This is a genomic window from Prosthecobacter sp. Pr1 (genome assembly GCF_057652315.1).
The window spans coordinates 137672-157580 of sequence record NZ_JBYFBS010000010.1; the positions used below are offsets into that span (position 1 = coordinate 137672).

General features: G+C 59.9%; 12 protein-coding genes. 7 read left to right on the plus strand and 5 right to left on the minus strand.

Annotated features, from left to right (window positions below):
- Positions 1–28 precede the first annotated feature (28 nt).
- The 4 genes from AC24GY_RS17265 to lepA all read right to left on the minus strand — a co-directional run bounded on the left by AC24GY_RS17265 (position 29) and on the right by lepA (position 8776).
- Positions 29–433 carry an ACT domain-containing protein gene (locus AC24GY_RS17265; RefSeq protein ID WP_487685639.1) on the minus strand — a complete coding sequence of 135 codons (405 nt, stop codon included), beginning with the start codon at positions 431–433 and terminating at the stop codon, positions 29–31.
- Positions 430–1578 carry a histidine decarboxylase gene (locus AC24GY_RS17270; RefSeq protein WP_487685642.1) on the minus strand — a complete coding sequence of 383 codons (1149 nt, stop codon included), beginning with the start codon at positions 1576–1578 and terminating at the stop codon, positions 430–432. Before AC24GY_RS17270 ends, AC24GY_RS17265 begins: the two co-directional genes overlap by 4 nt.
- A 62-nt stretch (positions 1579–1640) precedes the next feature.
- The gene (locus AC24GY_RS17275; protein WP_487685645.1) at positions 1641–6797 is read right to left on the minus strand and encodes a beta strand repeat-containing protein; all 5157 of its coding nucleotides are present in this window, start codon (positions 6795–6797) and stop codon (positions 1641–1643) included.
- 182 nt (positions 6798–6979) lie between these two features.
- Positions 6980–8776 carry a translation elongation factor 4 gene (gene lepA, locus AC24GY_RS17280; protein WP_487685648.1) on the minus strand — a complete coding sequence of 599 codons (1797 nt, stop codon included), beginning with the start codon at positions 8774–8776 and terminating at the stop codon, positions 6980–6982.
- Between the two features lie 100 nt (positions 8777–8876).
- Between lepA and AC24GY_RS17285 the strand changes: the two genes are divergently transcribed.
- Positions 8877–9182, plus strand: coding sequence for a 4a-hydroxytetrahydrobiopterin dehydratase (locus AC24GY_RS17285; RefSeq protein ID WP_487685651.1), 306 nt, complete (start codon positions 8877–8879; stop codon positions 9180–9182).
- Between the two features lie 7 nt (positions 9183–9189).
- Here the strand turns inward: AC24GY_RS17285 and AC24GY_RS17290 are convergent, their stop codons facing one another.
- The gene (locus AC24GY_RS17290) at positions 9190–11781 is read right to left on the minus strand and encodes an Amuc_1098 family type IV pilus outer membrane protein (RefSeq protein WP_487685654.1); all 2592 of its coding nucleotides are present in this window, start codon (positions 11779–11781) and stop codon (positions 9190–9192) included.
- A 130-nt stretch (positions 11782–11911) separates the two neighbouring features.
- Here AC24GY_RS17290 and AC24GY_RS17295 point away from each other — a divergent pair, with 130 nt between their 5' ends.
- The 6 genes from AC24GY_RS17295 to AC24GY_RS17320 all read left to right on the plus strand — a co-directional run bounded on the left by AC24GY_RS17295 (position 11912) and on the right by AC24GY_RS17320 (position 19697).
- Positions 11912–12895: a malate dehydrogenase gene (locus AC24GY_RS17295; RefSeq protein ID WP_422320731.1), complete on the plus strand. Its 984-nt coding sequence runs from the start codon at positions 11912–11914 to the stop codon at positions 12893–12895.
- 93 nt (positions 12896–12988) lie between these two features.
- Positions 12989–14401 carry a DUF1501 domain-containing protein gene (locus AC24GY_RS17300; protein ID WP_487685657.1) on the plus strand — a complete coding sequence of 471 codons (1413 nt, stop codon included), beginning with the start codon at positions 12989–12991 and terminating at the stop codon, positions 14399–14401.
- A gap of 52 nt (positions 14402–14453) precedes the next feature.
- On the plus strand, positions 14454–14645 hold the full coding sequence (locus AC24GY_RS17305) for a hypothetical protein (protein WP_487685660.1): 192 nt from the start codon (positions 14454–14456) through the stop codon (positions 14643–14645).
- 4 nt (positions 14646–14649) lie between these two features.
- Positions 14650–15072: a type II toxin-antitoxin system VapC family toxin gene (locus tag AC24GY_RS17310; protein ID WP_487685663.1), complete on the plus strand. Its 423-nt coding sequence runs from the start codon at positions 14650–14652 to the stop codon at positions 15070–15072.
- 93 nt (positions 15073–15165) lie between these two features.
- A complete protein-coding gene (locus AC24GY_RS17315) occupies positions 15166–18294 on the plus strand; it encodes a DUF1553 domain-containing protein (protein WP_487685666.1) in 3129 nt (1042 codons plus the stop codon).
- Positions 18291–19697 (plus strand): DUF1501 domain-containing protein, encoded by a 1407-nt coding sequence (locus AC24GY_RS17320; protein ID WP_487685669.1) that lies wholly within the window; start codon positions 18291–18293, stop codon positions 19695–19697. Before AC24GY_RS17315 ends, AC24GY_RS17320 begins: the two co-directional genes overlap by 4 nt.
- Positions 19698–19909 lie beyond the last annotated feature (212 nt).

Consider the following 19909-nt stretch of genomic DNA (forward strand, 5'->3'; position numbering starts at 1 on the left):
GCTGTGATCGACCCAAACCGGAATTGATTCAGCTCCGGGGCTCCACCACCAGCACGTCTCGCAGAACCTCGGCAGCCAAGGCATTGTCTGAACAAACGAGGCTGGCAGTGGTGCTGGATGCCTCGCGACGCAGGATGTGCATGGAACGCAGGTCCAGTCCAGCATCCCTCAACCGCAGGGCCACGGCGGCCAGCGCCCCCGGCTTGTCCTCCAGCCTCACCAGCAACGTGTCCTGGGTGATGACGCGGAAACCGTGATCGCTGAGCGCCCGCAGGGCCTCGTCATAACGGTCCACACTGAGCACGACGATGCCGTGGTCCGCCACGCTCTCGACATCGATCTCCTCGATGTTGATGCCTCGTTCGGCCAGGCAGGTGGTGAGTCTGGCAGCGATGCCGAGCTCATTGGGCACAAGGACGGTGAGCTGTTTCATGGCGACGGGTTCTGTTTCTCGGGTTGCAGTGCAGCGGCGAAATCGCTGACAAAATCGTCAATGATGTCACGGGTCACATGCGGCATGACGATCAGGTGGCCGATGTTTTTGCGCGGTGCGATGATCCACTTCTCCATCATGGAAGGCGGCGGCTTGGGAAACACGACGGTGACGGAATTCGGGTGCCGCCAGGATTCGATGCCATGGGCGCACAATTGCTGCACGGCATATTCGGCATTCGCCAGGCAAGCTTGTACCATATTCCGCAATCCGGCGTCTCCAAGCGTGCGCAGACGGTGCCAGAGCAGCAGCGGAGAAAACGCACTGCGGGAGCCAGCAATGGTCGTGTCCAGCGCGCCGATGTACTCGATTGAGCGGGCGATTCGGTCCACATGCGCCTTCCGGGCGATCACCACGCCGCAGGGCACCGGAGAGCCGAGCATCTTGTGGCCGCTGATGGAAATGCTGTCCGCACCATCGGCGAAGTTCCATGGCTGCGGGTTGTCCACAAAGGGCAGAATCATGCCGCTGAGCGCCGCATCGGCATGGATGTAGGCATTGGGGATAGCGAGATCGTCCAGGATGGCCCGGATCTTGGCCAGATCATCCACTGCTCCCTTCATCGTGGTGCCGATGTTGGCAAAAAGGATTGGCGGCACATCACGGTGAATGCGCAGCGTTTCCCGCAGGTCGGCGTAGTCCATCTGACCATCCGGCTGGCTCTTGATCATGATGTTGCGCGTGTGCTGGAGGCGCAGGACCTTGGCCACGCTGTAGTGCGTGTCCTCGCTGAAGTAGCAGATGCCCTCGGGGAATAGCTCACGCGCCACATAAAGGCCGTACATGTTTCCCTCCGTGCCGCCGCTGGTCACGTAGCCCCACCATTCACCCTCAGGAGCACGTGTGAAGCGGGCGAAGTCCGTCAGCACCTCGCGCTCAAACTCCATCGTGTTGAGACGGTAGTTCGTGCGGTGGAAGGGATCCCCCACGTTATTGATGCTGAATTGCAGAAAGCGGAACAGCTCCGAGTAATCAAATGCCTGGTTCGTCGGATATCCGACATTGCGGGCGCTGCACGCCCGCAGCCGCTCGTAAAGCTCATCGAGCCGCTGCTGGTCTGCGGGACTGAGGTTGGAGAGAGTCACAGCAACAGAATGGTCTCAGATTTCCCGCCGCGATGCAAGCCTTCCAGGTCCAATACGGAAGCTCAAGGCGGAGCCGTCACCTTCAGATGCATGAAGCGGTGTCCGGCGCTGCCGGCGGGCAGCGTCGCCTTTACCTGCTGCACGCTGCCGTTGTCGGACAGGATGGCTTCGCTGACTCCCGTGCTCTGCCAGTCATTGGCCAGTGTATCGCTCCACTCCACGGTGAAGACGGCACCGGCATTCAGCGCCGTCACGCTGCGAGTGTAGGTGAACTCAAGGTTCGCACCATTGCGCACCGCGCCGGCAGGCGGAGGGCTGGCGGTGGTCGGGTTGAGATTGCAGGCCCATTCGATGAGATTGGGCAGCCCGTCCTTGTCAAAGTCGAAGCTGTCCGCCGCGTTTCCGGTGTTGGTGGTGATGCCGAAGTACTGCTGCCGCCAGGTCTCGACGACAGCCAGCCCCGTTCCGCTCAGGTAAATATCAAACGGGTTCCTCGCACCGCTCACATTGCTGCTGATGCGAAGGCCCCCGCTCTTGATGCCACCGGCACCGGGTGTGAAGGTCACTGTAAAAGTCACGCTGCTGCCGCCGACGGGGACAGTCGTGCCACTTAAAGCACTGGCGACAAAATCGCTGCCACTGCTGGTGATGGTCAGGCCGGTGAGATCCGCCAGGCCTGTGTTGGTAATGGTGAAGGTCTTTGCGCTGCTGCCGCCGAGCGTCACGCTGCCAAAATCCACCGCGCCTGTCCCATCCTTGAGGACGCTGGCTTGAGTGATGACGATGTCGGGCTGTGGGAATTCATCCGAACCAATGCTGGGCGTGGCAGTATTTCGCAGTTCGCCATCATAGTCATCCGTAACTCCGGAAACAGGAATGCCGGTGGTATTGACCAAAGAATCACCGCCGGGGACCAAGTGCAGGTCACCACTCGCAGCATCCGCAAACATGGCCGAGGTGAAGCTGCCGCTGCCGGCGATGCCGCCCTGCGAGTTTTGATCTGCGCCGTAACTCTGCCAGGTGGCAAAGCTCATGGGCTGGCCGTTGAGGGCCATGAAATTGGCCGCAGTTGTCCCGGTGCCGGCATAGATATTGTTGCTGATGGCGGCGTAAATATTAGGCTTGAGGTTGAGACTGCCAGCGAGTCCGGAACGGAGATTCAGGAACACGTTGTTGCGGAGGATGCCCGAGTACGCGCCCAGGTATGAAGCCGCCCACGAACTGCGCACGCCGCTTTCGCTCCCACCGATGACGACGCTGTTGTAGTAGCAGTAGGCAAAGTAAAAATTGCTGAGGACGCCGGTCGTGTCGCAATAGAGTCCATACAGGTTAGCGCTCGTCGGAGCCGCAGGAAAGAGCGTGATCTGATTGTTCACTACATTGAGCACCCCCTGGGGGCTGCTGAGTGCGTAGATGCCATGGATGGATGTCGTGGCCGAATTCACCGTGAGAGCGGTGATGCGGTTGTGTGTGATCGTGGCACCCGTGAGGCCGGTCAAACTGATGCCTTTGCTCTGAGCTGACGTGGTCAGCAGATCGTGGATGAAGTTGCCAGTGATGGTGTAAGTGCCACCGCCCAGGATGGAAATGCCAGCGTTGTTGCTGGTTGCTGGCTTCACTTCGTGGATGTCGTTGCCGGAGATCGCCCAAGGGCCGTTCCCCGATGAGGAAAAGCGGATGCCCTGCAGGTTGAAATTGAACAGGTCATTGTTCGAAAGGGTGTTGCCCGAGTTGGCAGCGGCGGAGCTGCCGGAGGAGCCAATCAGCGTGTTCGGCACACCAGTGGCAGTGCTCAGGTCGCGCACCTGGCAGCCGGTGATGATGTTGTTGTCATTGCCCGTGACCGTGCCAGCGCCGAAACTGATGACGCCGAGCGTGGTGCTGGTGCTGGCACCTTCCACGACGCAATTGCGCACGGTGTTGCTGCTGGCGTCATTGATAAAAAGCAGCGTGCTGGCCGAGGTGCCGGCACTCAGGTTGCTAAAGGTCAGGTAGCGCCCGCTGCCCCCGAAACTTCCATCGATTGTCATGCCATCGGCTCCGTTGAGCTTGATGAGCGCTGCGTTCACATTGCCTGAGATGGTCCGCATCGTCGCGCTGTCTGGCTGCAGGGTCAGGGTGTAGCCACCTGCGCCTTCTTCCAGCCATGGGTTCAAAGCCATACTGCCGTCCTCGGTGACGTCACTCGTCAGTTTGACGATGAGATTGCCGGTGAGCACGCCGCCATTGATCGCGGCAAAGAGTCCGCCTGCACCGCTGAGGCTGGAATAATCGCCGCCACTGCCCACGGTCTTCGTACCGCCGAGGGCGGGAACGATGCTGAAAGAATTCACTCCAGCGCCGGGTTTGGCACTGAGGTTTTGGACCTGCGGATTTGCCGAGGCAGCTGCTGCCGCTGGGCCGGAGCCGAGGTTGTTCGCAGTGTCTTGCGCCACGACGAAATACTGCACCGTATCACCCGCTGTGACGCCGCCCCCCGTGATGAGGGAATAATCGATGCTGAAGCTGAAGGGACTGGTGCTGTTGGTGGCCGTGACGTACTTCCAACCATTGCCGCTGGCGTCGTTGGACACACCAAACGCATCTGCATCCGTGCTTTTTTTGAAGTATAGGCGCGGGGCATTCGCACCGCCAGAAACAGCACCGCTGTTGTCCTGAATAATGGCCCAGCCGTTGAGAACACGGTTGGCGGAAGAAGCGCTGCTGAGCAGTGGATAGCTGATGCCAGGTGAGTAGATGTCGCCGCTTGATGAGGTGAAGGTTCCGGCGTCCGCGCCGATATCAGCGGGTGTGAGCGTGCTGCGTGTCTGACCATCGAAATCATCAGTGACGCTGGCAGAGGCTTGGGTCAGGGCGTCGATGAGCGGGGTGCCGCCCCCTTCCGCTGGATTGCTGGCCTGCAGGTGCAGATTCACCGAAGCGGCATCGCCAGTGGGATTGATGAAGAGCGGGTCCAGCATGACGCTTGCACAATCCTGCCCGGTCGCGGACTGCCATAGGACGAGGGTGGCGCTGTCAGCGCCGTTGAACTGGCCAAGCATGCCGCCCGCACCCGTGGCGAGGAAGATATTGCCACCAGCCTTCAGGCCGGTGGAGTTGGCGACCATGCCACCGTAGCGGACGGCGTAGTGCCCGCCGGTGCCGCCGTTGTTGCTGCGCTTATTGGCGAAGATGTTGTTCTGATAGACGCGGGCATTCGTCACGCCAGTGGCGCCATCGAAAGCAAAGGTGCTGGCAGTGCCGGAGGTCTGGGTACCGCCGGCATAGACCGAGTTGTGGTAAAAGTTTCGGCCCGCAGTCGTGCCATTGTCATAGATGCCGCGCACGACGGATGCTCCCGCCGTTGCGGCCCCGCTCGAATCAAGACCGACGCGCACCCAATTGTTCTGCGCGGTGAAAGCTCCATCAAAGAAAGACATCCCATTCAACTGCGACGATGCACTCGTGGATGAGACCGCGAGGCTGTGCACCAGATTCCGTGAGATCATGCCGCCGTTGGCGTTGCCATCGTAGTAAATTCCGGTCACACACACTGCGGCCGAAGCTGCCGTGTTCGCCAGCGAATGCACGACATTTTGCGATACAATTTGTCCTAGAGTGCCAGTGTCAATCATGATGCCGCACACTGACTGCAAGGTGGTGGTGTCGGTGCTTTGGCTTGTCGTGGAAAAGTGGCACACCACATTCCCGGTGATGGTATTGGCTCCAGAGTAGGTTTGGACGCCGATCGTATATCCAGCACCAATGGAGTTGTTGTTGAGACCGGCCACGGTGTTGTCCGCGATAACGGCACCGTCAGTGGAACACAAGATGCCGGTGACGTGCTGCCCGTAAGTGGAAGAAGTGGCGGCGCTGAGGCTGGCCGCCGTGGTGAGGCTGCCCACGACGTTGTTGCGGATGGTTGGCGTGCCGTTGAGGGCATAGATGCCAACGAGCGAGGTGCCCACATTGCTGGCGGTGCTGTTCACCGTCATGGAGCCAATGGTGTTGTTGGAGATGCTGATGGTGTACGACTGATCTGAGGCGATGCCGAAAATGGTGCCGCCACTTCCTGCGTTCGTCACAGACACCGACCCCGTACCAGTGCCACTGCCGATGGTGTTTCCCATCACGGTGCCCACATTCACGGTACCTCCCACCACAAAAATTCCGCACCACACGCCGGGGTATGAGATCGAGGGATAAGAACTGGTCCAGACGAAATTCTGGATGGTATTTCCCTGCACGCTGCTCGACGTGCTGGAGCCGACAAACAGCCGAATGCCCTGAAACTGATATGCAGCCGCAGTGCCGGTCGTGGTCCAAGGCGTGCCACCGGCGTTCGGCGCGCTGCCGCCGATAAAGTTCCCACTCACGACGAAATTGTTGACTGACGCATCATTGAGGCCGGCGTTAACGTAGCTGAGGTAAATGGCCCGGACATTGGCCCCTACGGCCGCACGGCTGGCGGTCTGGTAGAAGCTGTTGCCGGTGAGGGTCCAGCCAGTGCTTCCGCCATCGAGACGCACGCCCGCTGCATCTACGGCGGTGGCGGCATAGAAATTGAAGATATTGCAGTTGGAGACGGTGTTGCCGTTGTTGTTCTGCGCTGCGGTGCCGGTGGAGCCGAGCGCGTAGAGGCCGTTGGTGGGAGTGGTCGCGCCGTCGCAGATGTCACAATGGTCCAATGTGTTGTTGTCGTTGCCATTCGCACCCGTGGTGGTGCTGAAGAGGACCGTGCCGCTGGTGGCGCTGGTGTTCACGCCGCGGAGCGTGATGTATTGGATGACGTTTCCGCCAGCCTCGTTGATGAAGCGCAGAGCCACGCCGGATGTGCTGGTGTTGGCGATGGTGAGCTGTTTCACCGTCCCCACGCCACCGGGCCGTCCGTCAATCGTCACAAACTGCGCGCCATTCAGATCCACCGTGGCCGCCGTGGTATCCGCGCTGGAGATGGAGAGCGCTGCAGCGCCGGCCTGCGGACGAAGGGTCAGCGTGTTTGTGGCGGTGGTGCCGAGATTGGTGAAGACAAGCGGGAAGGTCTCACCCGTGCTCACGTAGCTGGCCTGCAACTCCAGCACCATCGGCCCTGAAAGCCCGTTGGTTTGAATGGCGCTGAGAGCCTCACCGATGCTGGCATAATCCCCCCCAGGTCCAACGGCATAAGTGCCAGAGAGCATACCTGCCTGCACAGGCAGTACAAACAGCAGGGCATAAATCCATATGAAGAGCCTGGTCATGACATCATTTGAATCTTAAAAAGACGACACCGACATCATCAGATAAAGACGCGCCTGACAGTGGATCGGGTAGCTATGGATGTTTAACGATGCGATCGTCTAATCACAAGCAGATACTGATAACCAAGCTTTTCACCTATTCAATATCGTAAATATCTTTAGTTCCGCATGTTTCGAACCAATCAGTTCGTCTTCAAGACTTCAATGAAGGCCTCCTGCGGGATGTTCACCCGGCCGATGGCTTTCATCTTCTTCTTACCTTCCTTCTGCTTGTCGAGCAGCTTGCGCTTACGGGAAATGTCACCGCCGTAACACTTGGCGGTCACGTCTTTGCGCATGGCGCTGATGCTCTCACGGGCGATGATCTTGCCACCGATGGCGGCCTGAATAGCGACAACGAAGAGCTGCTGGGGAATGACTTCCTTGAGCTTGGCGCAGAGCTGGCGGCCACGGCTTTCGGCCTTGCTGCGGTGAACAATGCAGGAGAAGGCATCCACAGGCTCGCTGGCGATGAGGATGTCCATCTTGACGAGTTCCGCCGGCTGGGTGCCCGCGTGTTCATACTCCATGCTGCCGTAACCACGGGTCATGGACTTGAGCTTGTCGTTGAAGTCCACGAGGATCTCGTTCAGTGGCAGGACGGTGTGCAGAAGCACGCGACGGTCGTCGAGGGTTTCGGTGTTGTTCACCACGCCGCGCTTGTCCATGACGAGCTGCATGATGTCTCCGATGTTCTCGTTCGGGATCATGATGTTCACCTTCACGATCGGCTCACGGATCTCGTCGATCTCCGCCTGCGACGGCAGGAAGGTGGGATTGTCCACCTTGAGCTCGGTGCCGTCGGTCTTCCTCACATCATAAATGACAGACGGATAGGTGGAGATGACATCCATGTCGAACTCACGGCGCAGGCGCTCCTGGACGATCTCCATGTGCAGCAGGCCGAGGAAGCCGCAGCGGAAGCCGAAGCCGAGAGCGGCGGAGCTTTCCGCCATGAAGGTGAAGGCGGCGTCATTGATCTGGAGCTTGCCAACGGCGAGCTTCAGCGCCTCGAAGTCGTCGGTGCTGACGGGATAGATGCCGCTGAAGACGAGGGGGTGGATCTCCTTGAAGCCGGGCAGTGGCTCAGGGGCGGGTTTGCGGCTCTCGGTGAGCGTGTCGCCAATCTTCACGTCAGCGGTCGTTTTGACGTTGGCGATGATGTAGCCGACATCGCCAGCCTCCAGCTTTTCACAACTCGTCATCTTGGGCCGGAAGATGCCGACGTCCTTGATTTCGGAGTCGTTGCCTGAGGCCATCAGGCGCACCTTTTGACCACGGATGATGGTACCGGACATGACGCGGACATAACTGACAACCCCGCGATAGGGATCGAAGATCGAATCGAACACTGAAGCCCGCAGGTAGCCGTCGCCTGGATCTGTCGGCGGCGGGATGAAGGCGACGATGGCCTCCAAAATGTCCTCAATGCCAATGCCCATCTTCGCACTGGCAGGCACGGCCTCGTCGGAAGAGAGCTGCAGGATGTCCTCAAGCTGGCGCTTCACCTTTTCGACGTCGGCGCTCGGAAGGTCGATTTTGTTGATGATGGGGACGACATGCAGGTTCTGCTGCAGGGCCAGGTTCAAATTCGCGACCGTCTGCGCTTCGACACCCTGTGAAGCATCCACCAGCAGCAACGCGCCCTCACAAGCGGCGAGCGAACGGCTGACCTCGTAGCTGAAATCGACGTGTCCGGGGGTGTCGAGCAGGTTGAGCTTGTACATCTGCCCGTCCTTGGCCTTGTAGTTCATGCACACCGGGTGCGCCTTGATGGTGATGCCGCGTTCGCGCTCCAGATCCATCGAATCAAGCAGCTGATCCTGCTGCTGCCGGACGGTGATGGTTTGCGTGAACTCCAGCAGACGATCAGAGAGCGTGGTCTTCCCATGGTCGATATGGGCGATGATGGAGAAATTGCGGGTGCGGGAGATGGACATTCAGTTGGCTTGGCGGGGGGGCGGAGTATTTAATGCAGCGGCGGGAAGAAAGCAATTCCGATGCTTGATGCCATTGACCTGCCGCCGGATACTGTCGCCCATGAAACCGGAGCTTTTGAGCGAATCCGCCGTCCAGCAGCAGGTGGCTGCCCTTCCCGGCTGGCAGGTGGAAGGCACGGAACTGGTGAAAGAGTTCCGGTTTGCGAGTTACCTCGAAGGCATCGAATTCGTCCGGCGAGTCGCGGTTTTTGCCGAAAAGATGAACCACCATCCGGACCTGCTGGTCGGCTGGCGCAAAGTCACCGTGCGACTGAGCACCCACAGCGCAGGGGGATTGACCGGGCTGGATTTCGCACTGGCCGGTCAGATCGCAGCGGCCGAAGCCGCCGCCTCAAACCTCACCTGAGGCAGGTTCACTGCGCCACGGCAGCAGTGTCGCGATTGACCCTGCGGCCGGAGGGGTCCACCACTTCCACGGTGACGAAGATGATGACGTTCTTGGTGTCCGTCTGTTTGGTGTTGCTCTTGAAGAGCCTTCCCACAAAAGGAAGATCTCCCAGAATGGGAACCTTGTCTTCCACCATGGTGCGATTCTCAATCTTGACCCCACCCAGCACCACCGTTGCGCCATCGTACACCTTCACCGCCGTGGTCACTTTCTGCACTTTGAAGACGGGCTGCAGGATTTTGTTGGAAGTGATCAATTCATCAGGCGCGCTGAGAGGAACGTAGCCCGAAGAGGTATCACCGTTAGGCAACAGCACCGAGAAGGGCAGAACGCTGAGGCTTGCAGGCACATAAATCGGCGAGCCGTAATTCACAAAGCCTTCGAAAACAGTCATTTCTGGCGCGATCGTGAGTTCCACGGTGCGGCCATCTTCTGAAATCACGGGTTCGACCTCCACCAACACGCCCGTTTTTCTCATTTCAAAGGCCGTGGGCGTTGTCGGCGTGGCGATCATCTGCTGAGAACCTCCTGTTTGAATACGCCCACCGCCCTGCGGCAGTCTGGGCGGATCAAACTCCGTCGGGTAAATGAACTCCTGCGTCACCTCCGCGATCGCTTTGAGACCACTCTTAGTTGTCACGCTGGGGGAGGCATTGACATCAATTCCCTTTTTCTGCGAGAGTGCGCGCAGCACGGATTGAAACTGAGGATTGGTAAACACTCCCGCAACTGACAGAACACCAGGCGCCACGTTATTTGTACCCGTGGTAGAACCCGTCTGAAGCAGTTTATCAAGGGAATTAGCAGTCGTCGCAAAGTCGCCCGATCGGAGACCCGAGGTGAGGGGCCCGCCAGCGTAGGGGAAAGGTGCATTGGTGCCCGTAGGAACCGGGCCCGCAAAAGCCCCCGAAACTGGAATCGCAGGAAACACCTCGCTACCATTCACAACAAGAGGAGGGACGACGTAAGGCGTGTTGAATGCGTAGTTGCCTGGATTGGTCGGTGTTCCATTTCCCGAACTGCCACCGCCAACGAAAACATTATTATTGAGACCGGCACCGCCCATGAGCCAGTCAAAACCCAGTTCTTCGAGGTTTTTCTGGTTCACTTCCAGCATTCGCACATGAATCACGGCCATCTTCGGCGTGGCCTTCGTCGATTGCTCGACGATCATTTCAACCGTCTCCATGTTGCCGATCGTGTTGCGAACGGTCAGCGTGTTGTTCGCTGCGCTGTAGTTGGCGCTCGTTCCATCAGGGAAAGTAACCCCGCGTGCTTCGAGGAACTCCTTGGCCCCCAGACGCCGGATGATCAGCCCTCCGCCTGCCGGAGCCTGCTTGGCGAAAGGATCTGTCGGCGCAGCGGCAGCCGCGTCCCCCCCGGGAGAGTTCTGAATAAAATCGGGTGGCACCCGGAAGGAGCGCGTGACGATCGCATTGTTGCGCTCGCTGATGGATACAAAGATCACGGCGTGCTCATCCACCTTGTAGGCGACTCCGCACATCTCGCTGACGTAGCGCAGCAGCTCCTCCATGGGCACATTGAGAAGATTCAGGCTGACCTGCTTGTCGCGTGCCTCAGGCGGCACACTGACGACAAAACTGATGCCCTTGCCTTCGGGATCCAGGTCGCGACTGCGAACTCGCAGCAGTTCCACCACTTCGACCAGTGTGGCACCGTCAAACTCCACCTTGGGAAAAGTGATGGTGCGCAGTTTTTGTGTGATTTTGTCACTCCCGCTCAGTTGGTTGACGAGGGAAGCCGCACCGGCCCCAAACAGTGAGCTGCGATCCACGTCAGTCAGCGGCACCGGGTCTTCCCATGACCGGGTGACCTCGCCCAGCATTTTGGCACGATGCTGGTCATAAGCGCTCTTATAATACTTCTGCTTTTCCCGCTCCACACTTTCCATGCCACGCCGTGCGGCACTGTTGGTGGGATCAATCCTCAAAACGTCTTGAAAAGTCGAGATGGCCTTGTCCAGATCACCGATCTGAAGGAACGAGTTGGCCTTGATCAGCAGCGTCTGCACCGCACCCACATTGTCCACGTGCTTGGCGGTCAGCGAGGGAGGAAAGCGGTCTGGATCCGCGAGGCGTTTCTTGAGCGACAGCACCCGCTCGTCTTTCGGCGCCACATCAGGCGCGAGGAGCTTATCCAGCACTTTGCCCGCAGCGGCAAGATCACCTTTGGCCGCGTATTCCTGGGCCATCAGGCAGCCTGCCACCACGTAGCCGTTACGCGCAGCCTGCCGTGACTCCTGGGCAAGGGGAACATCTGGCAGGGCCTTGTAGGTTTCCTCAAACAAGGTCAGCGCTTCAGCCGCCTTTTGCTGATCGATCAACTGGTACCCACGCTCGATTTCAGCATTCAGCGTGTTGATTTGAGTGGCTCGGCGGCGAGTCTCGGCCTGGGCCATGGCCGAAACTGACTGCGCACTGGCTGTCATGACCGCATTTCCACCCAGAATGAGCATCAGGCAGGCAGCAGCGCCGCGAGCGATCAGGCGGCTTGGCAACACGGATTCAGGATGTTTCGGGAAGGGCTGCAGGAGCATCAAAGTTGGGGAAAATCGAATTTATAACAGGACTCCGTCTTTCGCCCAAGCATTTTCTGCCATGAATCTCAGCCCGCAGTTGCCCTCCCGCCGCATCTTGCTCTGATGACTCCCCCATCCCCAATCATCCATGGCCAAAGCACCCATCAAAGTCGCAGTCACCGGCGCCGCCGGTCAAATCGGTTACGCCCTCCTTTTCCGCATCGCCTCCGGTGCCATGTTTGGCCCGGATCAGCCGGTGATCCTCCAGCTCATTGAAGCTCCTTTTGAAAAGCCTCTGGCCGCCCTCGCTGGCGTCGCCATGGAGCTCGACGACTGCGCCTTCCCGCTGCTCAAGGGCATCGTGCAGACCTCCGACCCCGCCGTGGGTTTCAAAGACGCCAACTGGATCTTGCTCGTGGGTGCCAAGCCCCGCGGCCCGGGCATGGAGCGCGCCGATCTGCTCAAGGACAACGGCAAAATCTTCATCGAGCAGGGCAAAATCATCGACGCAGTGGCTGCGGATGACGCCCGCGTGGCCGTCGTTGGCAATCCGGCCAACACGAACTGCATGATCGCCGCCTCCCAGGCCAAGCGCCTCACGCCGGACCGTTTCACCGCCATGGTGCGCCTGGACCAGAACCGCGCCCAGACCCAGCTCGCCCAGAAGGCCGGCGTGGATCTCACCGAAGTGAAGGACATCTTCATCTACGGCAACCACAGCCCCACGATGTTCCCGTCCTTCGCGCACGCCACCATCGGTGGCAAAGCCGCCGCCGACGTCATCAATGACAAGGCCTGGCTGGAAGGTCCTTTCCTGGAAACCGTGGGCAAGCGTGGTGCGGCGATCATCGCCGCCCGTGGCGCCTCCTCCGCTGCCTCCGCCGCGAACGCCCTTGTCGATCACGTCCGCTCCCTCGTCACCCCCGGTGCGATCCACTCCATCGCGGTGAAGAGCAACGGCCTCTACGGCTTCGATCCAGAAGTCTGGGCCGGCATGCCCGTGCGCACCACCACCCCGGGTGCCTACGAGGTCATCACCAGCTACGAAATGGACGACTTCGCCAAAGCCAAGATCGCCGCCACCAACAAGGAACTCGTCGATGAGCGCTCCTTTGTGGCAGAGATGCTGTAATTGAGATTCCTCAAGCTTGAAGCGGCACCTTCGCGGGTGCCGCTTTTTTGTGCCTGCGTGAAGAATCCCCCTCCCTGCCGACGTTAAGGCAGCATGTTTACTTCCCGCCGCGACTTCCTCCAGACCACAGGCTGTGGCTTCGGCTACCTAGCTTGGCAGGCCATGGCGCAGAGTCAGGCGGCACTGGCCAATCCGCTTGCTCTCAAAAAGCCGCACCATCAGCCGAAGGCCAAGCGCGTCATCTTCCTCTTCATGCAGGGCGGCGTGAGCCACGTGGATTCATACGACTACAAGCCCCGCCTCTTTAAAGACGACGGCAAGATCATCGACGTGATGGATTCCCGCGCCATCGCCAAAACCGGCAAAGGCGCGCTGCAGCGGGTGATGAAACCGCTGTGGGACTTCAAGCAGCACGGCGAAACTGGCCGCTGGGCCTCCAATCTCTTCCCGAACATCAACCAGCATGTGGATGACCTCTGCTTCCTGCATGGGATGCACACGGAGGGCGTCGCGCACGGTCCGGCCACGCTGTTCATGCACACCGGCACCACCAGCAACATCCGCCCGAGCATGGGCTCCTGGGTGATGTACGGTCTCGGTGCGGAAAACGAAAATTTGCCCGGCTTCATGACGATCAGCCCGAGCCTGGGCAACGGTGGCCCGCGCAATTACGGCAATGCCTTCCTGCCCGCTGTTTTCCAAGGCACGCCCGTGGGCCGCTCCGGTCAGCCCGCGAAGGAATCCAGCATCAAAAACATCACCAATGCCATCTGGACGCCCGAGCAGCAGCGCAAGCAGTTCGGACTGCTCAGCGCGCTGAATGCCGAACAGGCCGCCCACGCGATGCCCGGCGATACGGACATCGACGCGGTCATCCGCAGCTACGAACTCGCCTGGCGCATGCAAAACAAAGCGCCTGGCGCCATGGACATCAGCGATGAGTCGGAAGCCACGCTCAAGCTTTACGGCATCAACGAGAAGCCCACCGACAACTTCGGCCGCCAGTGCCTCATGGCCCGTCGCATGGCCGAGCAGGGCGTGCGCTACATCCAGGTCAATTACGGCGACAACTCCAACAACCCCGCCTGGGACCAGCACTCCAACCTGCCCAAGCACGGCGACCACGCTGCCGCCGTGGACAAACCCATCGCCGGACTGCTCGCCGATCTCAAACAGCGCGGTCTGCTCGAAGACACCATCGTCTGGTGGGGCGGCGAATTTGGCCGCACGCCCTACGCCGAGAAAAACGGCACGGGGCGCGACCACAACCCGCTCGGTTTCACCGTCTGGGTCGCCGGCGGCGGCTTCAAATCCGGCTTCGCCCATGGCGTCACCGACGATCTCGGCCACATGGCAGTGGAGGACAAAGTCCACATGCACGATCTGCATGCCACCATCCTCCACCAGCTCGGCCTTGATCATGAAAAACTCACCTTCCGCCACGCTGGCCGCGACTTCCGCCTCACGGATGTGCATGGGCATGTGGTGAAGGAAGTGATCGCTTGAAGTACGGCAAAGTTTCAGTGGTCAGTTTTCACCGGTGCTTTAAATTCAAACCATGAGCACGAAGATGCTGGAACAAAAACTGGCCGAGCTGCAGCAGCGCGTGGAGACCCTGGAGGCAAAAGTAAAGCCTGCGGCGAAGTCCGATTGGAGCGAAGCATTTGGCGCAATGAAAGATGACGATCTTTCCCGCAAAGCCGCGCGGCTCGGGTCCGCATGGCGGACGCGGGAGAACAAGCGCCGCTAAGGACATGTTCGTTGTGCTTGATGCCAATCACTTCACCGAGTTCGCCAATGGCACTGCATTCGGCAAGCAGTTGATGGCACGCATTAAACAACACCATGCTGATGTCTTTTCCTGCATTGTAGCCGCCGAAGAATCATTGAGGGGTTGGATGGCCTTGGTTCGGAGCCGATCGAATGGCTTGAACCAGCTTGAGCCTTACGCGCGTTTACTCATATGCATCGAAACTTTGAACAAGTTCGCCATCCTGCCATTTGATCGCGAGGCGGCCCTGAAGTTTCATCAATTGCAGAAAGAGCATCCTCGCACCGGCACCATGGACCTCAAGATTGCCTCCATCTGCCTCGCGCATGATGCCATGCTGCTGACACGCAACCTCTCGGACTTCAAGCATATCCCCGGTTTGCGTGTCGAGAACTGGCTGGATTGAGGCTTCAGGAAACTCACCTTCCGCCACGCCGGCCGCGATTCCCGCCTCACGGATGTGCACGGGCATGTGGTGAAGGAAGTGATCGCGTGAGCCATGAGCTCTGATAAAACACTGGCCGAGGCCCGTGTATTTAGCATGTGCATTCGCCACATGCTTCCCGCTTGTTTCATCATGCTGCTCTGCGGCATGAGCGCGGCCAGGGCGGTGGAAACGAAGCTGGACTTCAACCAGGACATCCGACCGATCCTTTCCAACAAGTGCTTCCGCTGCCACGGCTTTGATGAAAAAGGCCGCAAGGGGGACCTGCGCCTGGATAAGCGCGAAGATGCCATCGCTTCCCGTGATGGAAAGTCGGCCATCGTTCCCGGCAGGCCGCAGGAGAGCGACCTGATGCAGCGCATCGCCACGTCCGACGCCGACGACCTCATGCCGCCACCGGATTCGAAGCTCTCGCTCAGCGATGAGGAGAAGAACACGCTTCGACGCTGGATTGCGGAAGGGGCCGAATACGAGGCGCACTGGTCTTTGATCCCACCTGCAAGTGCAACATCGCCGGAGGTCAAACAAGCGAACTGGCCGCGCAATGAAATCGACCGCTTCGTTCTCGCACGACTGGAGAAGGATGGCATGACGCCAAGCCCGGAGGCCTCCCACGAAACTCTGCTGCGCCGTGTCAGCTTTGATCTCACCGGACTGCCGCCCACGTTGCAGGAGATGGATGCAGCCCCAAGTGCGGAAGCCTATGAGCACACTGTGGATCGGCTGCTGGCCTCCAAACACTTCGGCGAACGCATGGCGGTGGAGTGGCTGGACGCGGCGCGCTATGCGGACACGAACGGCTACTTTGGCGACAAGACGCGCAGCCTGTGGCCGTGGCGGGACTGGGTGATCGACGCCTACAACCGCAACCTGCCGTTTGATCAATTCACCATCGAGCAGCTAGCGGGAGATTTGATTCCCCATGCCACAACGGCTCAGCGCATCGCCACAGGCTTCAATCGCAACCACATGGCGAACAACGAGAGCGGCATCATTGATGAGGAATACCGGGTGGAATATGTGGCGGATCGGCTGGAAACCACCGGCACCACCTGGCTGGGACTCACCATCGGCTGCGCGCGCTGCCATGATCACAAGTACGATCCCATCACGCAGCGTGAGTTCTACCAGCTCTTTGCCTTCTTCAACAACGTGCCCGAGTCCGGGCTGATCAAAGCTGACAACCCACCGCCTGTGCTCAGCGTGCCCTCAGCACAGCAAGAGCTGGAACTCAAACGCCTCGCCGCAGACACGCAGCAAGCAGAGCGGGAGTTTCAGCCCTTCACGGCGGCTTTGCGGCAGCAGATCACCGATTGGGAAAAAACGGCGGCGACATCCCTGCCCCCATCTCCTACTGCTCAGCTCAAAGCGCACTTCTCCTTCGATGGCCAGATCGATGCCAAGCACTTCGGCACCAGCGATGTGTTTCAAGACGGCATCCTGGGGCAATCGGCCAAGTATGATGCGACACAGCATGCGGAGTGGGTGGGAGCCTTCGACACCGACGCCGCATGGACGGTCGGCCTCTGGCTCATGGCAGACACATCGCTGAGCGGTGTCTTTTCCAAGATCGAACCCGAAGGCAGACGACGGGGCTTTGAGGTGATCTGGCAGAAGGGCCGCTTTCAGATCAATCTGGTCAGCAAGTGGGGGACGGATGCCATCGAGCTCGTCACGCAGGAACCCGCCTCTTCCAAAAAATGGCATCATCTGGTAGTCAGCCATGACGGCACCCGTCGCGCTGAGGGCGTGCGCGTCGTCATCGACGGCCAGCCTGTGGCGACGAAAACCATGAATGATACGCTGAAAGGCCCCACGGCCTGTAGCGAGCCTCTGCGCATTGGCAGGCGGGATGCGAACCTCGGATTCTACGGCCAGCTCGATGAACTGCGCCTGCTGCAACGCCCCGTGACGGCGCAAGAGGCGGAGTCATGGTTTTGGAGCGAGCGCCTGCGCGGGATCGCCACCACACCAGCGGCGAAGCGGAGCACCGCAGACGCAACGCTGTTGCAGGACTGGTTTGTCGAGCATCATGCGAACCCGCAAACGCTCGCTGCACACAAGCGAGTGCGCGAAGCCAAAGCGGCCGAAGCCCGCTTGCGCGAAAGCATCCCAACCACGCTGGTGATGCAGGAGATGCCCAGCCCGCGCAAAACGCATCTGCTCACACGCGGGCAGTATGATCATGCTGCTGAAGAGGTGCTGCCCGGGGTGCCTGCGTCATTGCCCAAGTGGCCGGCAGACGCGCCGTCCAATCGCCTGGGTTTTGCCAAGTGGCTTGTCTCGAAGGAGAATCCGCTGACGGCCCGTGTCGCGGTCAATCGTCTCTGGATGCAATGCTTTGGCGAAGGACTCGTGCGCACCGTGAACGATTTCGGATCTCAAGGTGAAGCGCCCAGCCACCCGGAGTTGATCGATTGGCTGGCGGTGCGCTTCATGCAAAGCGGATGGGATGTGAAGGCGATGCTCAAGCTGATCGTGATGAGCGCGACGTATCGGCAAAGCTCGCAGTTCTCAGCGCGTGATCCTTCGAATCGTTTGCTGGCACGCGGCCCGTCCTTCCGACTGAGCGCCGAGATGGTGCGGGATCAGGCGCTGGCTGTGTCAGGCTTGCTGGTGCCGAAGATCGGCGGACCCAGCGTGAAGCCTTACCAGCCACCCGGATTGTGGGAAGCTGTCTCCTACAATGGCGAAGAAACCTATGTGAACGACACGGACGCGGGACTGTGGCGACGCAGTCTCTACACGTTTTGGAAACGCCAGTCGCCGCCCCCTGCCCTGCTCACCTTTGATAGTCCCACGCGTGAAAAGTGCGCGGTGCGCCGCGCCCGCACCAACACGCCGTTGCAGTCGCTCGTGCTGCTCAATGACGAGACTTACATCGAAGCGGCACGAGTCCACGCTGCGTGGGTGCTGGCACAACCAGGTTCCGAGTCTGAAAAGCTCTCGCTCGCATTCCGCCGTGCCACCTCCCGCACACCGGATGCCGAGGAACTCCGGCTGCTGAGCGGCTTGCTGAACAGGCAGCGTGCCCATTTTACTGCCGACCGCGAAGCAGCAGTGAAGCTCATCGCCGCTGGCGCATCCGCCCATGGCAAAGATCTCAATCCCGTCGAACTGGCCGCGTGGACGCTCACGCTGCACGCGTTGCTCAACCTCGACGAAACCATCACCCGCCGATGAATCCCGCTTTGACCCGCCGACAGCTTTTTGGTCGTGCCTCCGCAGGCATCGGCACCGCAGCGCTGGCCTCGCTGCTGGGCGAGGGCCGGGCCTTCGCTGCGCCGCACTTTGCGCCGAAGGCCAAGCGTGTGATCTACCTCTTCATGCACGGCGGGCCTTCACAGCTCGATCTGTTTGATCACAAGCCTGGCTTGAAAAAAATGCATGGCCAGGAGTTTCCAGCCTCTGTGCTGGGAGATCAGCGCCTCACCGGCATGACGAGCGGGCAGAAGAGCAAGCCGATCACTTCCTCGCTCTTCAACTTTCAGCAGCACGGCCAGTCCGGCGCGTGGATGAGCGAGCTGCTGCCCAATCTCGGCCGCGTGGCCGATGAGATGTGCATCATCCGCTCCATGAACACGGAGGCGATCAATCATGATCCCGGCGTGACGCTGCTGCAGACGGGGCATCAGCAGCCGGGACGCCCCAGCTTTGGCGCCTGGGCCAGCTATGGGCTCGGCAGTGAGAATGCGAGCCTGCCTGCCTTCGTGGTGCTCATTTCACGTGGCAGCGCCGCGCGTCCGGCGGACCCGTTGTATGCGCGGCTGTGGGGCTCCGGCTTCCTGCCTTCGAATCATCAAGGCGTAAGCTTCCGCAGCAGCGGCGATCCCGTTTTATATCTCTCCAATCCACCGGGCATCAGCGCGGCCGCACGGCGTGATGAGCTGGATGTCATCCAGGCGCTGAACCGCAAGCAACTCACGCAGCAGCTCGATCCCGAGATCGAGACGCGCATCACGCAGTATGAAATGGCCTACCGCATGCAGACCAGCGTGCCGGATTTGATCAGCCTTAAAGACGAAAGCGCGGCCACGTTTGAAGCCTATGGGCCACAGTCACGCGTACCAGGCAGCTTTGCCGCGAACTGCCTGCTCGCGCGCCGCATGGCGGAGAGCGGCGTGCGCTTCATTCAGCTCTACCATCGCGGCTGGGACCAGCACTACAATCTGCCCAGCGATCTGCGCCTCCAATGCGGCGACATCGACCAGCCTTGCGCCGCGCTGATCAGCGATCTGAAACAGCGCGGCCTGCTCGATGACACGCTCATCGTCTGGGGCGGTGAGTTTGGCCGCACCACCTACTCCCAGGGCAAGCTGGAACCCACCAACCATGGTCGCGATCATCATGGCCGCTGCTTCACCATGTGGCTGGCAGGCGGAGGCGTGAAGCCCGGCCTGCAGTTCGGCGAAACGGATGACTTCTGCTTCAACGTGGCACGCGATCCCATGCATGTGCATGATCTCAATGCAACGCTGCTGCACCTGCTGGGTATTGATCACGAACGCCTCACCTACCGAGCTGAAGGCCGCGACTTCCGCCTCACCGACGTGCATGGGCACGTGGTGAGGAAGGTGATCGCATAGAGCATTTGAAATAATTCTAGCCTCTTAACCTTGCGCGGACATGAAGCGGATCCCCTCTCCCCACCGATGACATGGCAATACCCAAGACGTTCTTGGGGGAACCGTAGCGAAGCGGAGATAGACGAAGTCAACGGGAAGGGTGAGGGGCATTCCATGCAGGAGAAGGCGGGCTGTCGTCACCTCACCCCGGCCCTCTCCCCGGAGAGAAATAT

Bases quoted from the DNA above. Each gene is read 5' to 3' on its own strand.
- AC24GY_RS17310 (WP_487685663.1), top strand. From the start codon at position 14,650: ATGTTCGTTGTGCTTGATGCCAATCACTTCACCGAGTTCGCCAATGGC.
- AC24GY_RS17315 (WP_487685666.1), top strand. From the start codon at position 15,166: ATGAGCTCTGATAAAACACTGGCCGAGGCCCGTGTATTTAGCATGTGC.
- AC24GY_RS17265 (WP_487685639.1), bottom strand. From the start codon at position 433: ATGAAACAGCTCACCGTCCTTGTGCCCAATGAGCTCGGCATCGCTGCC.
- AC24GY_RS17320 (WP_487685669.1), top strand. From the start codon at position 18,291: ATGAATCCCGCTTTGACCCGCCGACAGCTTTTTGGTCGTGCCTCCGCA.
- lepA (WP_487685648.1), bottom strand. From the start codon at position 8,776: ATGTCCATCTCCCGCACCCGCAATTTCTCCATCATCGCCCATATCGAC.
- AC24GY_RS17290 (WP_487685654.1), bottom strand. From the start codon at position 11,781: ATGCTCCTGCAGCCCTTCCCGAAACATCCTGAATCCGTGTTGCCAAGC.
- AC24GY_RS17305 (WP_487685660.1), top strand. From the start codon at position 14,454: ATGAGCACGAAGATGCTGGAACAAAAACTGGCCGAGCTGCAGCAGCGC.
- AC24GY_RS17275 (WP_487685645.1), bottom strand. From the start codon at position 6,797: ATGACCAGGCTCTTCATATGGATTTATGCCCTGCTGTTTGTACTGCCT.
- AC24GY_RS17295 (WP_422320731.1), top strand. From the start codon at position 11,912: ATGGCCAAAGCACCCATCAAAGTCGCAGTCACCGGCGCCGCCGGTCAA.
- AC24GY_RS17285 (WP_487685651.1), top strand. From the start codon at position 8,877: ATGAAACCGGAGCTTTTGAGCGAATCCGCCGTCCAGCAGCAGGTGGCT.
- AC24GY_RS17300 (WP_487685657.1), top strand. From the start codon at position 12,989: ATGTTTACTTCCCGCCGCGACTTCCTCCAGACCACAGGCTGTGGCTTC.